Raw genomic sequence first — 25,396 nt, 5'->3', positions numbered from 1 at the left:
GCGAAGAAGGTGTGGAAACAGTGAGCACGACAGCCGTGACCACCACCAGCGCGGTCCGGCTCAACGCCGCGACCATCACCCAGTACCTGGCATCGCAGCCCGGTCTCGGGCCGGGCAAGCGTCGGGTCGTACTGCTGCGGGCCGCGCCCTCCTGGGACGGGCCGCACGAGCTGCCCTGGGGTGAGCGGCGGCGGGCCACGGTGGCAGCGGCGCCTTCCCCTCTCGGCGTGTACGAGTTGCTCCTTGCGCACCAGAAGCCGTCGTCCACCGGGCCCGATGTGCTGGTAGTGCTCACCGACCGTGAGGAGGCAGAACTCGGGCCCGATCTGCTGGCCAAGGTGCACCGGCAGCGGGTCAACGCCGTCGACACCTGGGACGTCGTTCGCGAGGCGTTCGGTGCGAGCGCCTCCGACCACCGGTTGTTCGAGGAGAACTGGGCTGCCGAGGCGCTGCTGGACGCCGCTCCGCCGCACGGCGGATGGCCGAAGCTGGCGGGCGGCGTCCTGTCGCGGCGCGAGGCGCTGACCTCGCTCGCCCTGCGCAGGCTGGGAATCGGCCGCTACGACCCGGACGCCGAAACCTCCCGCTCCGTGGCGGGAGTCGGTGACGAACTGGACATCCACACCCTGCTGCGATGGTCCCTGGTGCCTGGCGGCCCGGAACGGCTCATGGCGCTGCGAGCCCCAGAGCGAGACGGGCTCGTGCAGTTCCTCGGCGAGGAGGAGCAGGCCTGGCACGCTGGGCAGGCCCTCCTCGCCCTCGTGACGGCGGAACACGGTTCGGACGCGGTCGCGTTCGGACTGGTCTGCGCGGCGCTGTGGGGGCACGCCGACGCCGCCGCGGACGCGGAGGACTACCGGGCCCGTGGGCGAGCCGAGCGCTGGTTCGGAGAGGATCCGCCAGCCCAGGGTGAGCACCTGGATACGCTCGCCGCGGCCTTCGGACGGTCCTGCGAGGAGTTCGTCTCCGCCCTGCTGCTCACGGGACGGTCGGACAGTGATGAAGCAGCGGCAGAGGCCCGGCGACTGACCGGCTTCGTTCTCGGTCGGGCGTCCGCCCTTGCGCGCCAGTTCGGGGCGGAACGGGCCGCAGGGACAAGTCCCGTACTGGCGGCAGGACTTGAAGCACGCTTCACGGCTGCCGGCGAGGCACTGTTGAGCGGCGACTCCGAGCGCATCACAGCTGTGGTGAAGGCCCTCAGTCGACACCGGCTCGCCCGGGATCCCGACTATGGCGTCCGTATCGAGCGGGTGCGCATGGCGCAGCGGCTTGCACGTTGGATCGCGACCGACCCGCCGGTGGAAACCAACACGGTGGCGGATGCCATCGCTCGTCACATCACCGAGACGGGCTGGGTGGACCTGGCGCTGGAACACATCGAGTCCGGAGGCGACCCCGATCCGACGCTCCAGTCCGCGTACGACGCTCTGTGTGCCTCGGCGCGCGACCGTCGGCGCGAGATCGACCGGCACTTCGCCCAGATGCTTGCCGCCCGGACGGCGACCGACCGTGGTCCCGGCTCGATGCTGGCCGTTGAGACGTTCCTCCCCGAGGTCGTCGCCCCGGTGGTGAAGACCGGCGAGCGGAGAGTGCTGCTCCTCGTACTCGACGGGATGAGCGCCGCCATCGCCGCTGAGCTCGGCGAGGAACTGCGCGACCACTGGGCCGAGTACGACCCGCGGCCTGGAGCGAAAGACACTCCGCAGCGCCGTGCAATGGCAGCCGCGCTCCCCACGGTCACGGCTGTGTCGCGAACGTCGCTCTTCGCCGCGCAGCTGATGAAGGGCACACAGGCCGACGAGAAGAGGCTGTTTCCCGCTCACCGATTCTGGGGCGGGGAGGATGTGGCGGTCTTCCACAAGGACGATCTGCGCGCCGAGAGCAGTGGTGAGCCGTTCGGGCCCGAACTACACGACGCGCTCGTCGGCGACCGTACGCATGTGGCCGTGGTCCTCAACACCGTGGACGACCGGCTGGCCTCCGAGCAGAAACTCGGTGACGGCGCTTGGCGGCTGTCCGACATAGGGGGGCTGCGGGCGCTGCTTCGGTCTGCCGCGGACCAGGGTAGGGCGGTGATCATCACTAGTGACCACGGCCACGTGATCGACCGGCGGGCGGTGCGGGTGGATGCCGAGGACGTGCGGTCCGCGCGACACCGCGGCCCCGGAGGTCCGCTCGTGGAGCAGGAAATCGTGCTGACGGGTCCTCGGGTTCTCGACCCGGAGCCGGAGAGCCGGATCGTCGCCCTCTGGGATGCCGACACCCGCTACACGTCTCGCAAGGCCGGGTATCACGGCGGGGCATCCCTGGCCGAGTTCACCATCCCGGTGCTGGCCTTCCTGCCTTTTGGGGCTAAGCCGCCAAGCGGCTGGCGGGAGTTGGGGAACCAGCAGCCGAGCTGGTGGTCACTGGACCCGCGGGTGGAGGAACAGCCGCGGGTTCAGGGGAGCGCGGTCTCGGCACCGGTACAGAAGAAGCCACCCAGGAGGACCAAGAGCGAGGTGGAACTCGCCCGGAGCCACGAGACGCTGTTCGACATGGCGTTGGTCCCTGCGAAGGCCGAAGACGGCGCCCTGCTCTCCGCCGCTCCCGTATCCCCAAATGTGGTCATGGTCGATGCGCTCCTGAAGTCCGAGGTCTTCGCCGCACAGGTGCAGTTGCTCGCCCGCAAGCCCGACCTTGCTCGCGTGGAAAGGGCGATCAACGCACTGCTGGACGCAGGCGGCACTCTGTCCATGACCGCCTTGGCCCAGCGCATCGGGCTCCCTGCGAACCGGCCGGCAGACGGCTTCGCCGCCGTACTCCGGCAGTTGCTCAATCACGACGGTGTCCAGGTGCTGGAGACACTGCCGGACGGGCGGACCCTGCGGCTGCACCTCGGACTCCTGCGGGACCAGTTCGAGTTGGGCTGAGTGAGAAAGGTGAAGTCGGCCCCGGAATACCCGGAGCCGACTTCACTGTGTCAGGTGAGCTGGCGCAGCAGCCCCACGAACTGGCGCAGCTCCTCGCTCCGCTGCGGCGACAGCGGCTCAGGGTCGAAGTGAGCGATCTGGTTGCGGATGCTGCGCACCCGATCGAGCTGGTACACGAACTGGACACGGTTCACCCCGGTCCAACCCAGGGTCTGCCAGTTCTGATCCGCCGCGGCACACAGCCCCTCTTTGCGGTGTCCCTGTTTGTTGCGCTGATCGCCGTCGAGCAGCATCACGTACTGGCCGAACATGAGGTCGGCGATCTTCCCCGTCTTCCTGTCGTTGTGCTGGACGGCACGGATGGCGTCCTCATCGAGCTTCGCGCCGAGGCACTTGCGCAGTCGGAACTCGATCTCGCCGACGACGAAGAACGGCCAAGCGGTCGCGTCGAAGCGCTCCGTGATGTCCGCTGCGGTGACGATGCCACTTATGCGCCCGTTGTGTGCCCTGACCAGCACGTATCCGTGCTCGCAGACATTGGAGAGCACGGCGAAGAAGTCGTCGCGGGCGTGTACCTCCGGCGGATCCTCCACGATCGCGTTGGCCAGTACAGCCTCCGCTCCTGTGGCGTACATCTTGGCCACGGAGCGCCATGTGACGACGCCCGCCACCGTGTACTGATCCTCCAGGACCGGGACCTGGGAGTAGTTCTTCGTGTGCATGATGTACGTCGCCTCGGTGAGATCCGAGGCGGGCGTGACCGAGTCGACGCCGGCGTGCGCACACGGCAGGTCGCCGATTCGGAAGGGCTGCTGCGGCAGGGCACCGGGCAGCAGCCCGGCCTCGTCCTCCTGCTCCTCGTCGGCGCTGTCTCCCTGGTCCCCCGCCGCGGATTCCTGCGCGACGATGTGGATCTCGGACTGGCTGCCGCAGGTGGCGAAGTACGGCAGGGTCGCGAGACCGAGGTCCTTCAGCCGCTGCTCGATGAGCAGGATGGCCTGGTCATTGCGGAACCGAGTGTTGAAGCAGGTCAGAAGCTCGATGAGAGGCACACGCCGGCCTTTGAACGCCAGCAGCTCATCGTCGGGAGGTGTCCGGAGCACGAGCGCCTCACCCGGCCTTCGTGTCACGGAAGACCGTGCGCTTGCCCATGGCCGACATGACCAGTTCCAGCAGTTGCTTGGACCTGTTCTGGTAGAACTGCTCGAAATCGCCCGCGTGCAACGCCGCCGGATCCACCAGATGCGTGGCTACAACGTCGTCGAACCACTCGGGACGCATGCCCGACTCGAGCGCGAGCGTCTTGAGATAACCGGCGGGCGATCCACCCATGCTCTTGCTGGCCCGCAACGACAGAGGCGTCTTGTTGACGATCGAGTTCGCCCTGCCGCTGTAGGACGGCTGGTTCTTGTCGATCCATGCCTTCGGGAAGATCTGACGCACTTCCACGCTGTACTCAGCCAGTCGCGCCGCGTTCAGGGGTGCTTCGGTGAAGTACCAGTCCACCGCCCCCTGCTTGACCAGGAGGGCGTAAATCCCCTTGTAGGCCGCGCTGTTGCGGGTACTGAGGGTGTCCAACCGGTCGTCCAGGAAAGCCGCCTCGGCAATGGTGTCGGGGACCACCTCCGCGTTGCCCAGCAGCCGTTCGATGAGTTGCTCCACGTCACGGGTGAAACGGCTCTCCGTCGAACCGCCGTACATCTCGCCGAGCACACCGCACCAGAACCACTGGGTGAGCAGCTCGTCGGCCGCCTCGGTGTCGGTCTCCGCGCCCAGGATGGTGCGTACGGCAGCCAGGGGGACGAGTTGGGTGCGATACGGCAGATCAGGAGCGCGCACGATGCACTGGCGCTCCAGAAAGGCTCCCACCCACTCGAAGGCCTCCGCCACGCGGGGAGCCAGCAGGCTGAAGTCGGCGAGCGGAAGTTCCAGCAGATCACGGCGCTTACACGAGACCGCGGCGCGCGGCTCCTGTCGCTTGCGTTCCCAGGTTCTGACGAGCGCCACGGCCTGGAGAAAGTCACTGCTGCTGAGACCGTCTTCGACGCCGGCCTCCATGCGCCCGAACACGGGGTACGACGACGTCAGGCCCTTCTTGATGTCCAGCCAGACGTCCGGGAGCTTGTAGTAGTCGTCATGCTGGGCCACGTACTCCTGATTGCCCGCGTAAGTGGCTGTCAGCAGTTCGAAGACGTTGAGCGGCACTCCGCCGGTGTTCACCCGCTCGAACACCGCGCAGACCGCGTCCATGGTCGTGGAGGCCGCAAGCTTGATCATCGGGACCTGGAAAGACTGCATGCGGTTGAGTACGTGAACCTGGAACTGACCCCACAGCCCCCAGTTCGTGACGTCGACCTTCACGAACTCCTGGTGCCAGTCGTTCACCCGCTCCGTGTCGAAGACGAAGTGGAGCGGGAAGTAGCCGGCCACGCATTCGCCTTCGACGGTGCTGAGGTCTACGACCTCCCTGCGGTTGAAGCCGGTCTTGAGAATCTTGTCTTCCGGCACGGAGACGATGGCGTCGTCACGATCGGCCGGCGTCCCGATGGCTTTCTCGATGTCGATGTAGTACCAGCGCCTCAGCTCCTTCCCCCGCGCGTCCACGGTCTCGACCGGACGGTCGCGGTGAAGTGCCTGGAAGAGGGAGGTCAGGCGCTGCTGCCCGTCGAGCAGCAGGAGCTCGGGCACCCTTGCCTCCGCATCCTCGGCACCTTTGAGTGTCCGGGTGCGGAACGGTGACGTGCCGTTGGTCTGCAGCGCCATCACCACGCCGAGCGGATAGTCGAGTGTCACCGTAGCGATGAGGGCCCGGATGCGCTCGTCGTCCCACTTCCACTCACGTTGGAAGTCAGGGAGCTGTAAGGCGCCGGAAGCGACGTCTGCGAGAGCGTCGCTGAGTTTCAGACTGTCGAGTGCCACGCTGTGTCTTCCCGTATCGAACCTGAACGGCGGGTCGCCGCCGGTCACCGGCGGTGAACATGCAATTGCATCAACGTGGTTGGGCTCAGTCAAGGCTGTTGGCCAACCCTGGCCAGGTCACCGACCGTGGGGCATCCTTCGCCGGCCGAGTGAGGGCTCGGCCGACCAGGCTGCGTACCTCGCAGTGCGGTCTCCCACTATCCGGCCAAATGGGAGACTGTCCGGGTGAGGACAGACAGCCCTGGTGGAAACGGACCCGTCAGTGCCGCCCGGCGTCGCGACGTGATCGACGCCCTGCGCCGAGGAGCCGTTCCGGAAAGCGGACTGGATCTGCTGGCGACCGGCCTGGATCGGTTCGAAGCCGCGCTCGACGCGGAACTCGAGGCCGTCGTGTCCGGAGCCTCGGTGTTCAAGGCGGTGCGGGGCGAGTACGGGTCGGGCAAGACATTCTTCGCCCGGTGGCTCGGTGAGCGTGCCAAGCGGCGTAACTTTGCCGTCGCTGAGATCCAGATCTCGGAAACCGAGACTCCGCTGCACAAACTCGAGACCGTCTATCGCCGCCTCACCGAGCGGCTGACCACCTCTGGTTTCCCGCCAAGCGCGCTCCGGCCGGTTGTGGACGCGTGGTTCTACGTCCTCGAGGAGGACGTGCTGGCCGATGGAGCTGCCGAGGAGGACTTGCCCGACCAAGTGGAAAAGCTAATGACTGCCCGGCTCACCGAGGTGTCCCGGCACGCCCCGTCGTTCGCGGCGGCCCTGAGGGGATACCGGACTGCAGTTACCGCGGGTGACGAAGCCACCGCTTCGGCGGTAATGGCCTGGCTCGGCGGACAGCCACACGTGGCCGCAGCGGCCCGCAGGGCAGCCGGCGTGCGCGGCGACCTGGATCACTTCGGTGCGCTCGGCTTTCTGCAGGGGCTACTCACCGTGCTGAACGGCTCGGGCCACCCGGGACTGCTCGTCGTCCTGGACGAGGTCGAGACTTTGCAGCGGGTCCGCTCGGACGCTCGCGACAAGGCGCTGAACGCACTGCGCCAGCTCATCGACGAGGTGCACTCCGGACGCTTCCCGGGCCTCTACCTGCTGATCACTGGCACGCCGGCGTTCTTCGACGGTCGGCAGGGTGTGCAGCGCTTGGCCCCGCTGGCCCAGCGCCTGGCCACCGACTTCACCACCGACCCGCGCTTCGACAACCCACGTGCCGTGCAGCTCAGGCTGCCGGGCTTCACGCAGGACTCACTGATTGCACTCGGCCTGACGATCCGGGACCTGTATGCATCCGGTTCGTCGGTCGCTGAAAGGATCAAACAAGTCGCGGACGACGACTACGTTGCCGACCTGGCCAAGGCTGTCGGCGGGGCACTGGGGGGCAAGGTGGGGGTCGCCCCCCGGCTGTTCCTCAAGAAGCTGGTGGGCGACGTACTCGATCGTGTCGACCAGTTCGAGGACTTCGTCCCGCGCAAGCATTACGCGCTCACTGTGAGTGCTTCGGAGATGACCGAGGTGGAGCGCAACGCCGCTGCGGTCGACAGCGCCGACGATGTCGACCTGGACCTCTCGTGAGCGACGTCGCACCCGACCCGATGGATCTGCTCCACCCTGGCCTGGTCCACCACATCGTGAACACCCTGGGCTGGCCCGGACTGCGATCACTCCAGGAAGAGTCGATCAATCCCCTGACGAACGGCACTGACGCCGTGCTGATCGCCCCCACCGCCGGAGGGAAGACCGAGGCCGCCTGCTTCCCCCTGCTCTCGCGGATGGCTCAGGAGAAATGGGACGGCACCTCGATTCTCTACGTGTGTCCGCTGAAGGCGCTGCTCAACAACCTGCTGCCCCGGCTGGAGACGTACACATCCTGGCTCGGGCGCACAGCAGCCCTCTGGCACGGCGACGTCACGCACTCCCGCCGCAAGCGCATCCTGCGCGAACGACCGGACATACTGCTGACCACCCCCGAGTCCCTCGAGGCCATGCTGGTCAGCGCAAACGTCGACCACCGAGCGTTCTTCTCCGGGCTGCGGGCGATCGTCGTCGACGAGGTACACGCTTTCGCGGGCGACGACCGAGGGTGGCATCTGCTGGCCGTACTGGAGCGGCTGGAGCGGGTGGCCGGGCGCCCAGTTCAACGCATCGGCCTGTCCGCCACGGTGGGCAACCCGGAGGAACTCCTCGCCTGGCTGCAGGGCGCGAAGACCGGTCAGCGCGCGGCGCGGGTGGTGGCTCCGCATCTGAAGGAGAAAGAACCGAAGCTGCCTCCGCCTGGAGACATCCAGCTCGACTTTGTTGGGTCACTGGCCAACGCCGCGACAGTGATCGCCGCGTTGCACCGCGGCGAGAAACGCCTGGTGTTCTGCGAATCACGTAAGCAGGTCGAGGAACTCGGCGCGGCGCTGCGTGCGAAGGGCGTGACCGCTTTCCTGTCACATGCATCGCTGTCCGTGGACGAGCGACGGCGGGCAGAGGAGGCCTTTGCGGAGGCTCGTGACTGTGTGATCGTCTCCACCAGCACCCTGGAACTGGGCATCGATGTCGGCGACCTCGACCGGGTCATCCAGATCGACGCACCAAACACGGTGGCCTCGTTCCTGCAGCGACTGGGCCGCACCGGTCGGCGGCCGGGCTCCAGCCGCAACTGCCTGTTCCTCGCCACTGACGACGCAGGGCTTCTGTCCGCGGCGGCACTTCTGTTGCTCTGGTCTCGCGGCTGGGTGGAGCCGGTCATCGCTCCTCCGGAGCCCAGGCACATCGCCGCGCAACAGGTGCTGGCGCTCTGCCTCCAGGAGCACCAGGTTGGTGACCGACTGTGGCAGGAGTGGTGGGGAGGCCTCGGTCCGTTCGGCCCCTCCGCCGAGCCGATCGTGCGCCACCTGGTCGAGGAGGGTTACCTCGACCGGGACGGCGAACTACTGTTCATCGGCCCAGAGGCCGAAAAACGGTTCGGCTACCGGCACTTCATGGACCTCACCGCCGTCTTCACCGCAGCCCCGGAGTTCACCGTGCTGTCGGGCCGCACCGAGATCGGCACCACAGATCCCGTGCTGCTCACGGACGAGGTCGTCGGCCCGCGCCGACTGCTGCTCGCCGGACGCAGCTGGCAGGTGACGTACATCGACTGGTCGCGCCGCCGCTGCTTCGTCGAGCCGGTGGAGAGTGGCGGGCGGGCCCGCTGGGGCGGCGTCGGCCTGACGCGCACGGCGTCGTACGAGCTGACACGGGCTGCCCGAGAAATCCTGCTCGGTGCCACCCCGCCGGTCAGGCTCACCCGCCGTGCCGAAAACAGGATCGCTCGCGTGCGCGATGAGGGCGCCGAACTCGTGTACCGCGACGGCACCATCATCATGCGAGGTGGTCACGACACGAATGTGCGGTGGTGGACATGGGCGGGCTACCGTACCAACGCCACCCTGGCGGCGACCCTCTCCAGCGTCGCCGACCCCCTGCAGCGTCCTACGGACACCTACGTCCGGCTACGCGAGGACATCACCCGCAAAGACTGGAGGAAGGCGGCCGCCCAGGCTGCCGACCGTTTGTGCCTCCCGGCGGTGGATCCCCGCGCGCTCGCAGGACTGAAGTTCAGCGTTGCTCTTTCGCCGCGCCTCGCCGAGGCCACGCTCGCAGCCCGGCTGGCCGACCTGGGGGGAGCCACCGACTTGCTCAACGAGGCTGTCAGGTTCACGGTCAAATGATGGAAAACGTTTACGCAGGGGTAGAGGTCGCGAGCATGGACGCCTGGAACGTGATGGGGCCATGTACACGAAGAAGGAACCCGGCCAGGCCAAACTCGTTGGCCTGAGCCCGGCGGCAGACGAGTCGGGCTGTACGCCGGGTTCTGCCTGCTCAGGGAGCGATCATGCTCTGACCCGCATCTTCACGGGCATCCGACGGCACGTACCGCCCTCTGGGACTTTCAGCCGAAGTGCGTGAACCACGCCTCGAAGGCAGACAGCCCGCGAGCGCCCGGCCTGCGACATGAAGTGCGTGTGCGTCCGGAGCGGGACCGCCGGGCCGGACGAGCCGGTCACGTCCCGTACAGGGGTGACGGGGGTGATCCTTCTTGTCGGCACGGCTGCCCATGGGGCTCCTGTGGCGTTCCCTTGCGCTGCTGTGGCCGGTTTCGCGCTATGCCGACGGGCGCAACTCGCCGCCCCGCAGGGACGCGAGCACCACGTCCGCGATCTCCCGCACATGGTCGTTCAGATAGAAGTGACCGCCAGGAAAGACGCGGAGCCCGAAGTCGCCCGTCGTGTGGTCGGTCCAGCGGCGCGCTTCCAGGAGGGAGACATGGGGGTCGCGGTCGCCGGTGAGGACAGTGACGGGGCAGGTCAGACGCAGGTTGGGGTCGGGGTGGTGCGTCGCGACGGCCTTGTAGTCGCTGCGGAGCACGGGCAGGAACAGCTCCAGCATCTGCTCGTTCTCGAGCAGGGCGGGCGCGGTGCCGCCGAGCTCGCGGACCTTGGCCTTGAGGCCCTCGTCGTCCAACAGGTGCGTGTCCTCGCCCCGTTGGCAGGAGGGCGCGCGACGCCCCGACACGAAGAGATGGGCGACGGAGCCGGGGCCCTCGGTCCGCTCCAGCCGGGCGGCCACCTCCCAGGCGAGCAGCGCGCCCATGCTGTGCCCGAAGAGGGCCACGGGCAGGTCCAGTCGGCCACGGACGATCGCGAAGAGGTCGTCGGCGAGCCGGGCGAGGTCCTCCACGCACGCCTCCTCCCGGCGGTCCTGGTGGCCGGGCAGTTGGACGGCCAGGGTGTCGACAGCCGGTGCCAGGGCCTGGGACAGCGGGAAGTACTGGGTCGCCGAACCGCCGGCGTGCGGCACGCACACGAGCGGGGGGCCGCCCGCACCGGCCGGTGCGTATCGCCGGAGCCAGAGGTCCTCCGTGCGCGTGCCGGGATGAACTGCCATGGTCTGTTCCGTTCTTGTACGTTTCTCGGAGTTCCTCGGAAGGCTCTCGGTCAGTGCTCAGGCAGGTCGACGACCACCCAGTCGGATATCTCCCGCCATTTCTCCACGGATTCCTGGTGGAACGCGTTTTTCTGATACTTCTCCAGCGCGGCCAGATTCGGCAGCACGCCCACAACGGCGAAATCGTAGGCGATATCGCGATCTACGCAATTCCATCCCACACGCCAGCTGAGGAGTTCCGGCACCTGACGGCCGACTTCCCGGGCGAACTTCTCTGCTTCCTGGACGTCAGGAGACCTTCGGTCGATCCCGTCCTTGAGCTTGAAGAGAACTATGTGTGTAATCACCATTCGATCCTGCCCAAGGCTTCACGGCGATTCAACGGTGAATTCCTGATGCGGTGGATCGAGGAAAGCAATGCACCTGGAGGGTGTGCAGCAGAAGACGGAACGCCTCCCGCGCGTGGTCCTCCGCGAGCCGGTCTCGTTCCCAGACCAGACGGATCAGCAGATCCTCGCCGTGTGACGCGGCGATCCCGATCGGCGCCACGTATCGCAGCGGCACCGCCAGGTGGGTCTCCTGCCCGGTCACCCCGGCCAGGGAGAGGGACGGCCGCCGGCCGAGGTCCTCGAAGGTGAGGATGGCGTGCAGGGCTCCTGACCAGGTCCCGCCGGCCAGTCGGGCGGCCCGCACCACCTCGTCGTAGGGGGTGGTGGCGTGGTCCAGGTCGTCCCACCAGTCGGCGGTGACGTCGGTGAGGTCCGTGGAGCCGGCGGAGGCGGGGTGGACGAGGGTGTTGATGAAGCAGCCCATGACCTCCGGCGCGCCGACCGGCCGACCGCCCCAGGGATAGCCGAGCGCCATCGGCCGACCGACATCGGCGCCGGCATCGGCGCCGGCATCGGCGCCGGCATCGGCGCCGGCATTGGGGCCGACGCCTGGCCGGGTGTGCAGAGCGGCCGAGACCGCGCTCAGCAGGGCGGGGAACAGAGTCCCGCGACTGCGCGGGGGGACCGCGGGCAGTCGGTGGGTCAACATGCCTTTCTCCAGCCCCTCGTCGTCGTCACGCTCGGCCGGAGAACGCCCTGCCGAACCTGCCGAACCTGCCGAACCTGCCGAATCGGGGGAGGCGGAGCCTTGGGGGGTGGTGGCCTCGGGACTGCTCAGCCCGCTCAACCGTCTTCCCCAGTACGCCAACGCCCCCTCCCGCGACGCCTCACGCTCCGCCGCGAGCTGACTCTCGACCACCTCGCGGTAGGCGACCCCGTCCCGCGCCCCCGTCCACGGCGCGATGGTGTGCTCCGCCCGGCCGTACGCCTCCGAGAGGCCCGCGGTGACGGCGCCGAGCGACTGTTCGTCGCAGACGAGATGGTCGAGCACGAGGGCCAGCAGCTCGTGTTCCTCGTCCTGACCACGCGCCAGCAGCAGCCGCAGGAACGGACCGCGCGGGTCCCAGTCGCGCAGCTCCCGCCGTACGGCCTCCCGTGCCGTCCCGCCCGGCGGTACCGACACCCGCCGGACCTCGACGGAGGGCTCACCGGCCCGCAGTACGGGGGTGCCCTTGAGCAGGCCGACGCCGCCGCACAGCACCGTGTGACGCCCGGCGAAGTCGATCGCGGCGCGCCGCAGCCGTGGTACGTCGACGGCGCCTTGCGGGAAGTGGAAGAACAACGGCACGATGTCCGGCCGCCGGAGCGGGTCGAGGTTGCGGGAGAGCAGGAACCTGCGCTGGGCCCCGCTCAGCGGGAAGACGGCCGCCGGATCGGCGGCGGCGCGCGTGACGGCCCGATACCGCGTCAGGTAGTTCTCGGTGATGCTGTCGCTCACGTGGGACGCGCCTCTCCGTGCTCGGGATCCTGGGCTGCGGTTGTCTCGGGAGGGGTTCCCGGGGACACGGGGGTGTGCTGCTCGGCCGACCGGTTCGCCCGGCTCCGGAACGGCGACAGCAGGAGCAACGGCGGCAGGGAGAGGAACCCGGCCGCGCAGACCCACAGCGCCGCTCGCGGGCCCCACGCGGAGGCGAGCGCGCCGCCCACGAGTGCCCCCAGCGGCATGACGCCCAGGGCCACGAACCGCATGGTGGCGTTCATCCGGCCCAGCAGCTCGTCCGGGCAGACCAGTTGCCGGAAGGTGAGCTGGGCGACGTTGTAGACGACCGCGCCGAACCAGACCACCGCGAGGCCGAGCGCGAACATGTACGGGGCCAACGGTCCGGAGGACAGGGGCCACAGGATCGCGAACGGCGAGGTCGTCGCGACCGAGAGCAGGATCAGCGGCACCTGTCCGAACCGGCCGGCCAGCCGCTGGGCGAGCAGCGCTCCGGCCAGACCGCCCACGGCGGAGGCGGACAGCACCAGGCCGATCTCCAGCGGCGACAGCCGCAACACCTGTGTCCAGAAGGCGATCTGGACGGCGAGCAGGAAGGCCGTGAAGAGGTTGGACAGCCCTGTCGTGATCGCGATCACCCGCAGCAGGGGATGCCCGAAGACGAAGCGGACGCCCTTGACGATGTCCCGGCCGAGCGAGCGGTCGTCGGTCGGCGTCGGCACCGCCTCGCGAAACCGGATGCCCAGCAGCAGGACCGCGGACACCAGATAGCTGATCGCGTCGGCGAGCAGCGCCAGCGGCGCTCCCATGGCCTGAACGAGCCCGCCGCCGATCCCGGGTCCCACGACTTCCGCGGACGACTGCACCGTCGCCACCGCCCCGTTGCCGGCGATCAGCCGGTCTCGGGGCAGCAGGGCGGGCAGGAACGACTGACTCGCGATGTCGGAGACGACCGTCGCGGCTCCGGTGATCGCCGCCGCCAGATACAGATGGGCGAGCGTCAGCCGGTCCACCGCCGCCGCCACCGGCAGGGAGCCGATCACCACACACCGCAGCACGTCGGTCTGGACGAGCAGCGGCAGCCGCCGCACCTTGTCCACCCATACACCCGCCGGTAACCCGGCGATCAGCATGGCCCCGGTCTCCACCGCCGTGATCACGCCGAGGTGGAAGGGAGACGCGTCCAGTTCCAGCGCGGCGACCAGCGGCAGCGCGAGCAGTGTCACCTGGCTGCCGGTCTTGCTCGCGGCGAACCCCAGCAGGAACAGCCGGAAGTTCCGATGCCCTGAGAGGGGGCCGCGCAACAGGCCCCGGGACCCACCCATGGCCGTCACCCCGCCGCCGCGAGGGAGACGAGCCGGGTGCCGACCGGATACGGGGCCGTGTCGTCGCGCAGGACGGCCTGCATCAGCGCGCGCAGCTCCTTGCCCGGTTCGATGCCCAGCTCCGACACGAGGACGGAGCGCACCCGGTGGAAGACCTCCAGCGCCTCTGCCCGACGGCCGGACCGGTGGAGCGCGAGCATGTACTGCCCGAGCAGCCGCTCCCGGTACGGGAAGCGGTCCACCAGCGGCCTCAGACGCACCGTCAGCGGCAGCCACCTCCCCAGCGCCAGCTGGGCCTCCGCCAGGCCCTCGACCGCCGCCAGACCCATGTCCTCCAGCCAGGGCCCGTGCAGCCGGTCGAGCAGCGGCGACCCCGTACGGCAGGTGAAGGGCTCCCGCCACAGGGCGAGCGCCGCGGCGAACCGGGCCTCGGCCGCCTCGTGGTCGCCGACAGCCAGCAGCGCACGTGCCTGGTCCGTCTCGCTCTCGAAGACGTGCAGGTCGAGGTCCGTCCGGCCGACGCGCAGGACATAGCCGCCCGGTTCCGTCAGGAGGTCGGCGCCGGCCTGCCCCATCCGCTTGCGCAGTTGGTGCACATACAGCCGGACGAGACCGTGCGCGCTCTTCGGCTGGTCGTGGTCCCACAGCGCCTCGGCGATGTGGTCGACGGACTGGAACTCATTCGCGCCGAACAGCAAGGTGGCGAGCAGGGTCCGGTGTTTCGCCCCGCCGATGTCCACTTTCTTCAGGTCGCTCAATTCGACGCGACCGAGCAGTCGATACTTCACGGGAAGACACCTCAACTCCGTACGGATGCCGCGGCGGTGGCCCTGGTGCCGACCAGCTTCGCCATACTGCGCAGATCGGGCTGCTGGAGCAGTTCGTGGGCCCGCAGCCGTACGCCGCATTCCTGTTCCAGCGCGGTGATCAGCCGCGCGCCGCCCAGCGAATTGCCTCCCGAATTCAGGAAGTTGTCGTCGAGGAGGATGCCGGAGTCGCCAAGGATCTCCCGGCACAGGCTCAACACCGTCGCCTCCGTGGGGGAGAGACCCGCGTCGACACCCTCGGTGTCCTCGGCGGGGCGTGCCTCCCACCGGGCGAGCAACGCGGCCCGGTCGATCTTCCCGTTCGGGTTCAGCGGGAAGTCCTCGACGGACTCATAGGCCACCGGGCAGGCCTGTTCGGGCAGCCAGGCGCGGGCGTGGTCCCGCAGTTCGGCGGGGGCCGGTGCCTCGGTGCCCGGGGCGGTCTCGACGAAGGCCACGAGGGAGGCCGTACCGCTCGGGTCCCGGCGGAGCGCCACAACGGCCCGGCGGACACGCGGCTCCCGTTCCAACGCCCGCTCGACCTCGGCGAGTTCTGTCCTGACGCCGCCCACCTTGACCTGGTCGTCGAGCCGCCCCAGGAACTCCAGCACGCCGTCCGGTCGCATCACCACGCGGTCCCCCGTGCGGTACACCCGGCCGGTGCCGGGCCCCGAGGACGGGCCGGGGACGAACCGCTGCCCGGTCAGGTCCTCGTCGAAGTACCCCAGGGCCAGGAGCCGGCCGCCGATCCGCAGCTCGCCCGGCACCCCGCGCGGCACCGGACGCCCGTCCTCGTCCGTGACGAGAACCGTGGCCCCCGGCAGCGGCAGACCGATCGGCGGATCACCGGCGGCCTCCTCGCCGCCGGAACCGCCGGAACCGCCGGGCCCGCCGGAACCGTCGGGCCCGCCGGGCGCCAGCGGGTACGCGCTCGTCACGACGGTGGCCTCGGCCGGCCCGTACGCGTTGTAGACGCGCGCCGTGACGTCCGCGCCGGGCCACCGGCGGAGACGGTCGCCGCCGATGCCCAGGTGACGCAGGGGCAGGCCGGTGGGCCAGGGACGGTCGAGCACGGGCTCGGCGAGGGGCGTCGGCAGGAAGCCGACCGTGATGCCCGCGGCGCGCCACCAGTCGGTGAGCGCGTGGGTGTCCCAGCGGACGTCCTGCGGGCTGACGCTGAGCGCGGCGCCCGAGGTGAGCGTCGCCCACATCTCCATCACATGGGCGTCGAAGGCCACGCCCATCAGGAAGCTGTGCCGGTCACCGGGGCCCATGTCCGAGTGCCGCCGGTACCAGTGGAGCAGGGAGGCGAGCGACTCCTTGCCCACCGCGACCGCTTTCGGCTCGCCGGTCGAACCCGAGGTGAGAACCGTGTAGAACGTGCCCTCCGGTGCCCCGACGGAGGTGGTGCCGGGCGTCAGCACCGCCGCGACGACTCCGCCGACACCCTCGGTGCCGGCGACGGGAACGGGCAGGGGCAGCTGCGCCGAGCGACACGCCTCCGGCAGCCGCTCGGGCGTGCCGACGAGGCACCGCAGCCGCAGGGACCCGGCGACCGCCTGGAGCCGCTGCTCGCCGGCGTCGGGACCGAAGGGAAGGTAGACGGCGCCCAGCCGGGCCACGGCCAGGGCGACGACGGCCAGGGCCGCCGAGCGGTCCAGACATACGCCGACGAGATCGCCCGGGCGGACCCGTTCGGCCAGGGCGGCCGCCGTCTCGTCGGCCAGGCGGTCGAGTTCCGCATAGTTCCAGTGGTGCTCCCCGTCGATCACCGCGGGCGCGTCCGGGGTGCGGGTCGCCCAGTCGTGGAACAGCTCGTGCACCCGTCCGTCCCGGGCCGCCTCGTCGGCGGGGGTGCTGAGAAGCGAGAGGGAGGGGGAAGATGAAGTCACGTCGTCTCCGTGCGATCGCGTGGGTCAGTGCAGGCCCATGGCCTTGGCGACGATCACCTTCTGGACCTCCGAGGTCCCTTCGATGATCGTCATCATGCGGACGTGGCGGTACAGGAACTCCAGGGGATGGCCGCGCACCCAGCCCGTGGCGCCGTGGATCTGCAGCGCGCGGTCCACCGCCCGGACGGCGGTCTCGGAGGCGGTCAGCTTGGCCAGAGCCGCGTTCTCCGGCGCCTCCCTGCCCAGGTCGAGCAGTTGGGCGGAGGCGAGGGTGAGCAGTTTCGAACTCTCGACCTCGGCGTGGCTGCTGACCAGGTGCTCCTGGATGTGCTGGTAGGTGCCGATCCGCTCACCGAACGCCGTACGACTGCGGGCGTACTCCAGGCCCAGCCGCACGGCGTGTTCGGCGATGCCGTTGCATGTGGCGGCGACGATCAGCCGGCCGCGGGACAGGCTGTCGATCGCGAGGGCCGTGGCCGCCCCGACGCCCCGGTCGCCGCCGATGACGGCGTCCGGGGGGAGCCGGACGTCGTCCAGCAGCAGCTCGAACATGGGCTCGCCCGACATGCCCTCGTACCGCTGGCCGATCCGCAGCCCGGGCTGGTCCATGGGGACGACGAACGCGGTGGAGCCCGTCGGCCGGTCGTCCCCGAGGTCCGTGGCGGTGACGATCAGTGCGATGTCGGCGCGGTCGGCGTTGCTGACGAAGGTCTTCCTGCCGTTCAGCACCCAGCCGTCGGTGTCCCGGACCGCCACGGTGGTCAGCCGGAAGGCGTCCGACCCGGCGTGCGGTTCGGTCAGCGCGAGGCAACGCGTCATCTCACCCCGGACCAGCGGCACCAGATAGCGCTGGATCTGCTGCTCCGTGCCGTTGCGCAGGAGCGGGCTGGGGCCGTCGGAGCCGCCCAGCGCGTACGGCGCCAGCGCGCAGCCGCTGCGGCCGGCCGCGTGGTGCAACAGGACGACCGCCGTCAACGGCATGTCGGAGCCGCCCAGTTCCTCCGGGTACTCGCCGGCGTAGAAGCCGAGCGCGGCGGAGCGCTTGCGGACGTACGACCGCAGGTCGGCGGGGGGCAGTGCCTCGGTCTCCGGCATGTCGGCGGCCAGGGGCACCAGTTCGCGCCGGATGAAGGTCTCGAAGGAGTCCACCAGCTCGGCGTGGCCGCCTTCGAGGATGCTGGAGGGGGCGGCGCCGCTCGCTGTGATGGTCACCGCCGGCACGCCTCTGCGCCGGAGGAGAGGGCCAGGACGTCGGCCTGGTCCGCCAGTACGGGGTGCTGGAAGAAAGTGCGCAGCTGGGGCCGGCTGTCCAGGTGCGGTTCCAGCCAGGCGGCGAGCTGCGCGGCCAGCAGGGAGTGCCCGCCGACCTCGAAGAAGTGCGAGTCGGCGGCGAACCGGTCGTGGCCGAGGACCTCTCGCCAGGCCCGGGCCAGCAGGGCCTGTCCGGCGTCGGTGAAGTCGGCGGCGCTGTGCGAGGGCTCCGCCTCGGCCGCGCCGAGTTCCGTCGCGATCCGGGTGAGGGCGGCCCGGTCCGGCTTGCCGCTGGCCATGGTGGGGATCTCCGCCAGGCCGAACCACCGGCTGGGCAGCAGGGCGCCCGGCAGGGTCCGGGTCAACGCGGCCGTCAGCGCGCTCTGGTCGGGCTGTTCGGCGCCCTGCACGAAACCGATCAGCCGTGGGCCGTTGTCGCCGTCCTGATCGAGGATCACCGAGCAGGGACGGCCGCCGAGTTCGGCCGAGGCAGCCGCCTCGATCTCCTCCAGTTCGATCCGGTGACCGCGCAGCTTGATCTGGTTGTCCCGGCGGCCGAGGAAGAACAGCCGGCCCTCGACGTCCCGGTAGCCCCAGTCGCCGGTGAGGTAGACCCGCTGCCCGCCGAGCGCGGGCGGACTGACGAACCGGGCCTCGGTGAGATCGTCCCGGCCGAGGTATCCGTCGGCCAACGCGACTCCGGCGATGGCGAGTTCACCCACGGCGCCCGGCGGCAGCGGCTGCCGTGCGTCGTCCAGTACGTGCACCTGTACACCGGGCAGTTCGACGCCGAGCGGGATGTCGCCCGCGGTGGCCAGATCCTCGTCGAGGATCTCGTGCACCGTGGAGGAGACGGTGGCCTCGGTGACGCCGTAGGCGTTGAGCACCACGGCCCCGGTGTCGGCCTTCAGGCCCCGCAGGCTTCGGGCCGGCAGCCGTTCCCCGCCGAGCACGATCAGCCGGGGCGCCCAGCGGCCGTCGCGCAGGGCCTCGCGCAGGGCCTCCTGGGAGGCGAGGAAGTAGTTGGTGGGCAGGTTGGCCACGGTGACCCCGCGCAGGGCGAGGACCGCGGCGAGTTCGGCCCCGGTGGGGATCTCGCGCTGAGGAAGGACCAGGGCGCTTCCTGCTGCCAGGGCGGGCAGCACCTCTTCGAGCGCGACGTCGAAGGAGGGCTGCGCGAACAGCAGCACCTTGTCCCGCGCGGTCAGCGCGTAGCGCCGGCCGATCGCGCCGGTGTAGTGGGCCAGTGCCGTCCGGCCGACCACGACGCCCTTGGGCACTCCGGTCGAGCCGGAGGTGTGGATGACGTAGGCGGCGTCCTTCAGCGGGGTGGCCGGCGCGGCCGGGGGGAAGGCGGGCCCGTCCAGCAGGGCGGGAACGCAGTCGGCCGGCAGCGCGAGGGAGCTTTCCCGGGTAGCGAGCACCAGGGCGGGCCGCAGCCGTTCCAGGAGCGTGCCGAGCCGGGCGGCGGGGTCCCGGGGCGAGAGCGGCGCGTACACCGCGCCGGACCGCAGACAGGCCAGCAGGGCGACGACGCTGTCGACGCCCCGCGGCAGCACGGCGGCCACGGGCTGCCCGGCGACCACCCCGGCGTCGTGCATCCGCTCGACGAGTTCCGACACCCGGCGGTCGAGCTCGCCGTAGGTCAGTTGGCCGTTACCGGTGATCAGCGCGGGGGAGGAGGGATCGTGCGCGCCGAGCGGGTCGAGCGCCTCCGGGGCGATGGGGCTGTCGGTGAGCACCGCCGGCGAGTCCGACAGAGGTACCGCGAGGGCGCTCAACGCCGTGTCGGGGGCGTCCAGATAGGCGCGTACGAGTTCCAGGAACCGCTCCGCGAGCAGATCGGCGGCGGCGGGGGTGAACAGGTCGGCGTCGTGGTCCCAGATCAGGATCATCCCGCCGGGGCCGCTGCGGGGGCCGACGGCCCTGCGGTCGTCGGGAAGGAGGACGACGTCGAGGTCGAAGCGGGTGGTGCCGGTGTTGAACCCCTCGAAGAGGGAGACGTCCAGGCCGGGGGTGTCGAGCTCCGGCAGCGCCGCGTCGTGCGCGCTGAACATGACGTTGAACAGCGGATTGTCCGCGCCGCTCGTGTGCAGTCCGAGCGTTCGGGTGAGTTCCTGGACGGGCACGTCCTGGTGCGGGAGCGCCCGCAGCAGGGAGTCGGTGACGTCGTCGACGGCCGTCGTCCCGGTCGCGTCCGGTCGCAGACTCACCCTGAGCGGCAGCGTGTTCACGAACATGCCGATGGACCGCTCCGCCCCCGGCGGTCGGTTGCCGACGGCGGTGCCGATGACCAGCTCGCGCTGTCCGCTGTGGCGGCGCAGCAACTCGCCGAAGAGGGTGAGCAGTGTGCTGAACGGCGTGTGGCCGCTCTTGCGGGAGCGCTCCCGCAGGCGCTCGGCCAGCTCGGCCGAAATTCGCTGGCGGAACTGCCGGCCGTGGTGGCGGCGCACCGCGCCGGGTGTGGTGAGGCCGGGCAGGGCGGCGCTGAAGGGGACGTCGCGCAGCTGCTCCTGCCAGTGGGCCAGGCTCCGCTTCCGGTCGTCCGTCCTGTCAGCGGACGCCGCGCGAACGAACTCCTCGTAGGAGCGAGTGGGGAGTAATTCGGGGCGCTGTCCCCGAACATGGGCCTGATAGGAGGTGAATACATCGTGCAGCAGAATGGCGAAGGACCGGCCGTCGTGCGTCAGATGGTGTTCGACCTGGATCAGGCGGTGAAAGGACTCTTCTTGTTTCACCAGATGCCATCGGAGCATCGGCGCGCGGTCGGTCTCCAGGGGCTTCTCGGCCTCCTGGGACAGCAGGCTCAGGAAGGCGGCCTCCGGGTCGGATTCGCCGGTCAGGTCCGTGGTGCAAAAGCGCGGTTCGGCGTCCTCCCGGACGCGCTGGGCAGGCAGTTCGCCGACCCTGTTCACCAACTCCAGGCGCAGTCCCGGGTGGTGGGCCATGACCTCCGCCAGGGAGGTCCTGAGGGCTGTCACGTCGAGTGTGCCCCGCAGATCCAGTACCCCGGTGAAGTTGTAGCTGCGGCTGCCGGGAAGCATCTGTTCGTGCAGCCAGACGATTTCTTGGGAGGTGGACAGATTGAACACTCGGTCACTCCTTTTCGGCGCGTGGGGGAAATTCAGTGATTCAGCCGCCCCAACCGCTGTCCTCCAGGTCGGCGCCGTTGGAGAGAAGAACGTCCGCGGCGGCGAGGGAAAGGGGGCAACGGTAAGAATTCACGGGGTACCTCGGGGGAGAGTGGACCTTGAGCTTTCAACAACTACTCTCCCCCGAGCAGGAGTGGTTACTGGCAAGTAGCACCGTTCATCATGCTGCACGACAGCAAAGTGAGGGGCCTGAGCGCGATCAGAACGGAGCGGGCAGGCCCTTGCGGTCGACCTTGCCGTTCGAGGTCAGGGGCAGCCTCGGCAGCACCCGCCAGACGTCGGGAACCATGTGCCCGGGGAGCTGGTCCCGCAGCCAGGAGCGCAGTTCGGACAGCGCTGTGCCCGGGGCAGGCGCGATCGCGGGGTCGAGCACCGGGTAGGCGACGAGCAGACGGGTCTCCGGGCTGTCGCCGTGCGCGGCCACGGCCACGTCCCGGACCGCGGGATGGCATCTGACCGTGGCCTCGATCTCGCCCAGTTCGACCCGGAAGCCCCGCACCTTGACCTGGCGGTCGATCCGGTCGAGGTACTCGATCGCGCCGTCGGGCCGGCGGACGCAGAGGTCCCCGGTCGCGTACAGCCTGCTCCCGCTCCCGTCTCCGTAGGGGTCGGGGACGAACCGCTCGGCGGTGAGGGCGGGTCGGTGCAGATAGCCGCGGGCCAGCCCGGCGCCGCCGATGAACAACTGCCCGGGCTCGCCGTCGGCAACGGCCTCCAGGCGGTCGTCCAGGATGCGGAGGTCGGTGCCCTCCACGGCCGTGCCGATGGGGACCGATCTACCGGTCCCCGAAGGCGAGTCGACCGTGTGCGTGGCCGCGAAGATGGTCGCCTCGGTGGGCCCGTAGCCGTTGATGAAGCGCATACCGGGATGGGCGGTCAGCGCCTTGCGTACGTGCACCGCCGACGGGGCCTCGCCCCCGGCGAGGAGCTGCCTCACCCCCCGCAGCGCCTCGACGCCCTCGTCGACCACGGTATGGAAGAGCCCGGCGGTGAGCCACATGGTGGTGACACCGTGGTCGCGGACGACCCGGCCGAGGGCGCGCAGCGAGGTCGTCGCGCCGGGTTCCACGACCAGGCACCCGCCGTTGAGCAGCGCCCCCCAGATCTCGAACATCGAGACGTCGAAGCAGATCGACGTCAGCAGGGGGATGACCTCGTCCGGGCCCAGCCGGACCCACACCGGCTCCCGCACGAGCCGCACCACACCGCGGTGGCTGACCATGACCCCCTTGGGGCGTCCGCTCGACCCCGAGGTGTGCACCACGTAGGCCAGGTCGTCGGGGTCGGCGGGCAGATCCGGGTTGCTGTCGTCCGCGACCGCGAACAGCCCCGGCTCGTCGTCGAGCAGGACGGTACGGATCTCGTGGCCGGCCAGTCGCGGCAGCAGCTCGCGGCGGGTGATGACCACCGTGGCCCGCGTGTCGTCGAGGATCGCCGTCAGCCGGGCCGCCGGATACCCGCTGTCGAGGGGCACGTAGCAGCCCCCGGCCTTCAGCACGGCCAGCACGGTGATCACATAGTCGGCGGACGGCTCCAGCAGCAGGGCGATGCGCTGCTCGCCGCCCACTCCGAGGCCGCGCAGGTAGTGGGCCAAGCGGTTGGCCCGTTCGTTGGCCTCGGCGTACCCGACCTTCGTGTCGGCGGTGGCGAGCGCCGTGGCGTCGGGGCTCCTCTTCACCTGTTCCTCGAAGGCCTGATGGATCAGCATCGGCTCGGTGCGCGTGACGGTCACCGTGTCACCCCCGCTGTTCGTCGGAGAGCGCCAGCAGCTCCTGCTCACGGATCTCGGCCTCCACGGCCACCGTGAACGCGGCGAGCGTGGGGTGCCGGAAGAGCACGGCCATGGGCAGATCGATGTCGAACGCCTCGCCGGCCTCGGCCGTTATCCGCATGGCCAGGAGTGAATGGCCCCCCAGCTGGAGAAAGTCGTCGTCGAATCCGATTTCCTCCAGGCCCAGCGCTTCGGCCCAGATGGCGTGCAGCACTTGGGGAATCGGGGTATCGAGGGCAGAGTCTTGTTCCGAGGTATGCGTCACGGGGGTCAAGATAGCGGCGACATCTTCAGTTTCCGTAGAGAAAAGATTGATGGACGATTTATACCGTATTCCTTGACATCGGGCGGCTGCGAGCAAGATGCTTTGCGGAAAATGCACGACAAGGGGAGGCATCGTGCCGGAAACGCGTGCGGGTGTTCGGCGAGGCAGTCGCCACTCCATTCCCATCTTCGACCGCTCTTCACCTGCTAAGTTATCCTTTGCTCAACAGCAGCTCTGGTTCCTCGACCGGCTCTATCCGGGCAGCTCTGCCTATAATTTCGACGTGACACTCCGTCTGCGCGGAGAGCTTTGGAAGGACGAGCTGCACCGCGCCGTACAGTGCATCGCGGCACGTCACGAAGGACTCCGCACGGTGTTCTTCACTCTTCCCGACGGAACCCCTCGGCAGCGCATGTACGAGGACATGGAAATTCCGCTGGATTTCGTCGACCTGACGTCGCTTCCCGCCGAAATCCGTCATTCCACGGCACATTCCATGTTGACCGAGTGGGCGAGAATTCCGTTCGATCTGGAGCAGGGCCCGCTGCTTCGCCTCCGGCTGGTGCGCGTCGACCCTCTGGAACACCTGCTGTGTCTCTCGTTCCACCACGCCGTCTGCGACGGCTGGTCGGTCGAGGTGCTCTACCGGGAGCTGGAGCACCACTACTCGCCGACGGGGGCGACCGCCCCGCTGCCCGAGCCCGCCGTACAGTACGCCGACTACGCCGAGTGGCAGCGCCGCCGGCTCTCCGGCGCGTATCTGGAGCGTCAACTCGCCTGGTGGCGCGGCCACCTCGACGGCGTGCCCACTTCGCTCGACCTGCCGGAACGCGAAGGCACCGTGAACCCTGCGGCCGCACACGGCGCCCAGGTGGTGTCCGCACTGCCGTCGGCCACCGTGGACGCGGTCGCGGAGCTCGCCCGAGCCACCTCGGCCACCCCGTTCACCGTGCTGCTCTCGGCGTACGCGCTGCTGCTCGCCCGTCACACCGGGATGCGAAGTCTGCTGATCGGGACCCAGGTCGCCGGGCGTTCGCGGCCCGAACTGCACGACCTCATCGGCCTCTTCGTCAACACCCTGCCCATCAGGGTGGATCTCGATCAGGCCCGTACGTTCACCGAACTGATCGCCCACGTCCGGGAGTCCGCGTGGGACACCTTCACCCATGACCAGGTGCCCCTCGAAACGATCGTCGAAGCGGTCCGGCCGCGCCGAGTGGTGGGCCGCACGCCGCTGGTCCAGGCGGTGTTCGCCGCCCCGGCGACGCCCCTGGCACCGCCCGCGCTCCCCGGGCTGACGGCGGAGCCCCTCACCCTGGCGCCGACGACATCCAAGTTCGATCTGGGCATGGCGGTCGCGCCGGGGGCCGACGGCGGCGAGCACACGCTGTCCCTCACCTACAACACCCAGCTCCTCGACGACGAGTCGGCCCAGCAACTGGTCGGCCGGTACCGGGAGCTGCTGGCGGCGGTCCTCAAGGCCCCTGACGCCGACCTCGCGACGGCGCTTCCCGACCGGCCCGCCCGCCCCGGCACCACCGCCCGTCCCGCACCCGCCGAGGCGGCCCCGGCCCGGGAGGAGGCACCGGCGGAGGCCCGGGCGCCGTTCCGTTCGGACCTGGAGCGCCTGCTGACCGACCTGTGGCGGGAGGTGCTCCACAACGAACACATCACCGTCCACGACAACTTCTTCGACGTCGGCGGACAGTCCCTGGCCCTCGCCCGCATCCACGCGCGCCTGGAGCGCCGACTGGACCGGGAGCTTCCGATGGTGGCGTTCTACGAGCACCCGACCATCGCCGCCCTGGCGGCCCATCTGTCGGGCGACAGCGACCAGGCGTCCACCGGCCCCGCCCCCGACACCGCCTCCGACCTGCGAACGGCACGGCTGCGGGCGGAACGCGCCCGCTCCCTGCAACGGCGCCGCGCGGCGACCTGAGACGCGGGACCCACAACGCGGCGACCGACCACTGAGCGCCCATGGGCTCAGGGGACACGGCGACCGACCACTGAGCGCCACGGGCTACGGCGACCGACCACTGAGCGCCACGGGCTCAGGGACACGGCGACCGACCACTGAGCGCCACGGGCTCAGGGACACGACAACACACCGGACGAGTCAGGAGAAGAAGAACCATGCCGTTCGAGAGCTGCGAGGACTTCGTCGTCGTACGCAACCACGAGGACCAGTACTCGATCTGGCCCGCAGAGCTCTCCCTGCCGCGGGGCTGGACCGCGGAGCAGGTGCGCGGCCCCCGGGCCGACTGCCTGGAGTACATCGACCGCGTCTGGACCGACATGCGCCCCCGGGGCCTGAGGCAGGCGACCGACCGGTCCGCGGACTGACCGCCCCTGATCCGGCGGCCCTGCC

17 protein-coding genes are annotated in these 25,396 nt (G+C 69.7%); 5 read left to right on the top strand and 12 right to left on the bottom strand.

Annotation, left to right across the window (positions count from 1 at the left end; genetic code table 11):
* Window positions 1-20 precede the first annotated feature (20 nt).
* Complete coding sequence (gene pglZ, locus CES90_RS13005) at window positions 21-2,912, top strand: BREX-2 system phosphatase PglZ (RefSeq protein WP_189784302.1); 2,892 nt, start codon at window positions 21-23, stop codon at window positions 2,910-2,912.
* A 50-nt stretch (window positions 2,913-2,962) separates the two neighbouring features.
* Here the strand turns inward: pglZ and CES90_RS13000 are convergent, their stop codons facing one another.
* The gene (locus CES90_RS13000; protein ID WP_189784301.1) at window positions 2,963-4,015 is read right to left on the bottom strand and encodes a CBS domain-containing protein; all 1,053 of its coding nucleotides are present in this window, start codon (window positions 4,013-4,015) and stop codon (window positions 2,963-2,965) included.
* 7 nt (window positions 4,016-4,022) lie between these two features.
* Entirely contained in the window at window positions 4,023-5,831 is a 1,809-nt protein-coding gene (locus CES90_RS12995; protein ID WP_189784300.1) for a GmrSD restriction endonuclease domain-containing protein, read from the bottom strand.
* A gap of 225 nt (window positions 5,832-6,056) precedes the next feature.
* Here CES90_RS12995 and brxD point away from each other — a divergent pair, with 225 nt between their 5' ends.
* Both brxD and CES90_RS12985 read left to right on the top strand, forming a co-directional pair.
* Window positions 6,057-7,394, top strand: coding sequence for a BREX system ATP-binding protein BrxD (brxD, locus tag CES90_RS12990; protein ID WP_189784299.1), 1,338 nt, complete (start codon window positions 6,057-6,059; stop codon window positions 7,392-7,394).
* Window positions 7,395-7,414: 20 nt separating this feature from the next.
* The gene (locus CES90_RS12985) at window positions 7,415-9,520 is read left to right on the top strand and encodes a DEAD/DEAH box helicase (RefSeq protein ID WP_189784341.1); all 2,106 of its coding nucleotides are present in this window, start codon (window positions 7,415-7,417) and stop codon (window positions 9,518-9,520) included.
* A gap of 433 nt (window positions 9,521-9,953) precedes the next feature.
* Here CES90_RS12985 and CES90_RS12980 read toward each other — a convergent pair whose 3' ends face one another.
* The 10 genes from CES90_RS12980 to CES90_RS12935 form a co-directional block, all read right to left on the bottom strand.
* Window positions 9,954-10,736, bottom strand: coding sequence for a thioesterase II family protein (locus CES90_RS12980; RefSeq protein ID WP_189784298.1), 783 nt, complete (start codon window positions 10,734-10,736; stop codon window positions 9,954-9,956).
* Between the two features lie 50 nt (window positions 10,737-10,786).
* Window positions 10,787-11,086, bottom strand: coding sequence for a Dabb family protein (locus tag CES90_RS12975; protein WP_229913962.1), 300 nt, complete (start codon window positions 11,084-11,086; stop codon window positions 10,787-10,789).
* A gap of 28 nt (window positions 11,087-11,114) precedes the next feature.
* Window positions 11,115-12,563 carry a condensation domain-containing protein gene (locus CES90_RS12970; protein ID WP_189784297.1) on the bottom strand — a complete coding sequence of 483 codons (1,449 nt, stop codon included), beginning with the start codon at window positions 12,561-12,563 and terminating at the stop codon, window positions 11,115-11,117.
* Complete coding sequence (locus CES90_RS12965) at window positions 12,560-13,888, bottom strand: MFS transporter (RefSeq protein ID WP_189784296.1); 1,329 nt, start codon at window positions 13,886-13,888, stop codon at window positions 12,560-12,562. The genes CES90_RS12970 and CES90_RS12965 overlap by 4 nt, the downstream gene beginning before the upstream one ends.
* Window positions 13,889-13,893: 5 nt before the next feature.
* On the bottom strand, window positions 13,894-14,676 hold the full coding sequence (locus CES90_RS12960) for an AfsR/SARP family transcriptional regulator (protein WP_189784295.1): 783 nt from the start codon (window positions 14,674-14,676) through the stop codon (window positions 13,894-13,896).
* Window positions 14,677-14,687: 11 nt separating this feature from the next.
* Complete coding sequence (locus tag CES90_RS12955) at window positions 14,688-16,586, bottom strand: non-ribosomal peptide synthetase (protein WP_229913961.1); 1,899 nt, start codon at window positions 16,584-16,586, stop codon at window positions 14,688-14,690.
* Between the two features lie 24 nt (window positions 16,587-16,610).
* Complete coding sequence (locus CES90_RS12950; protein ID WP_229913960.1) at window positions 16,611-17,798, bottom strand: acyl-CoA dehydrogenase family protein; 1,188 nt, start codon at window positions 17,796-17,798, stop codon at window positions 16,611-16,613.
* Window positions 17,795-20,929: a non-ribosomal peptide synthetase gene (locus tag CES90_RS12945; protein ID WP_189784294.1), complete on the bottom strand. Its 3,135-nt coding sequence runs from the start codon at window positions 20,927-20,929 to the stop codon at window positions 17,795-17,797. The genes CES90_RS12950 and CES90_RS12945 overlap by 4 nt, the downstream gene beginning before the upstream one ends.
* Before the next feature lie 259 nt (window positions 20,930-21,188).
* Window positions 21,189-22,721: an amino acid adenylation domain-containing protein gene (locus tag CES90_RS12940; RefSeq protein ID WP_189784293.1), complete on the bottom strand. Its 1,533-nt coding sequence runs from the start codon at window positions 22,719-22,721 to the stop codon at window positions 21,189-21,191.
* A 4-nt stretch (window positions 22,722-22,725) separates the two neighbouring features.
* On the bottom strand, window positions 22,726-22,974 hold the full coding sequence (locus tag CES90_RS12935) for a phosphopantetheine-binding protein (RefSeq protein WP_189784292.1): 249 nt from the start codon (window positions 22,972-22,974) through the stop codon (window positions 22,726-22,728).
* A 148-nt stretch (window positions 22,975-23,122) separates the two neighbouring features.
* Here CES90_RS12935 and CES90_RS12930 point away from each other — a divergent pair, with 148 nt between their 5' ends.
* On the top strand, window positions 23,123-24,964 hold the full coding sequence (locus CES90_RS12930) for a condensation domain-containing protein (protein WP_229913959.1): 1,842 nt from the start codon (window positions 23,123-23,125) through the stop codon (window positions 24,962-24,964).
* Between the two features lie 197 nt (window positions 24,965-25,161).
* Window positions 25,162-25,371: an MbtH family protein gene (locus CES90_RS12925; RefSeq protein WP_189784290.1), complete on the top strand. Its 210-nt coding sequence runs from the start codon at window positions 25,162-25,164 to the stop codon at window positions 25,369-25,371.
* Window positions 25,372-25,396 lie beyond the last annotated feature (25 nt).

It is taken from the genome of Streptomyces capitiformicae (genome assembly GCF_002214185.1).
Taxonomy (GTDB): domain Bacteria; phylum Actinomycetota; class Actinomycetes; order Streptomycetales; family Streptomycetaceae; genus Streptomyces; species Streptomyces capitiformicae.
This window is presented reverse-complemented; position numbering and strand designations above follow the sequence as displayed.

Coding starts and splice junctions, on each gene's coding strand:
- CES90_RS12925 (WP_189784290.1), top strand. CDS start 25,162: ATGCCGTTCGAGAGCTGCGAGGACTTCGTCGTCGTACGCAACCACGAG.
- CES90_RS12965 (WP_189784296.1), bottom strand. CDS start 13,888: ATGGGTGGGTCCCGGGGCCTGTTGCGCGGCCCCCTCTCAGGGCATCGG.
- CES90_RS12985 (WP_189784341.1), top strand. CDS start 7,415: ATGGATCTGCTCCACCCTGGCCTGGTCCACCACATCGTGAACACCCTG.
- CES90_RS12975 (WP_229913962.1), bottom strand. CDS start 11,086: ATGGTGATTACACACATAGTTCTCTTCAAGCTCAAGGACGGGATCGAC.
- CES90_RS12930 (WP_229913959.1), top strand. CDS start 23,123: ATGCTTTGCGGAAAATGCACGACAAGGGGAGGCATCGTGCCGGAAACG.
- CES90_RS12980 (WP_189784298.1), bottom strand. CDS start 10,736: ATGGCAGTTCATCCCGGCACGCGCACGGAGGACCTCTGGCTCCGGCGA.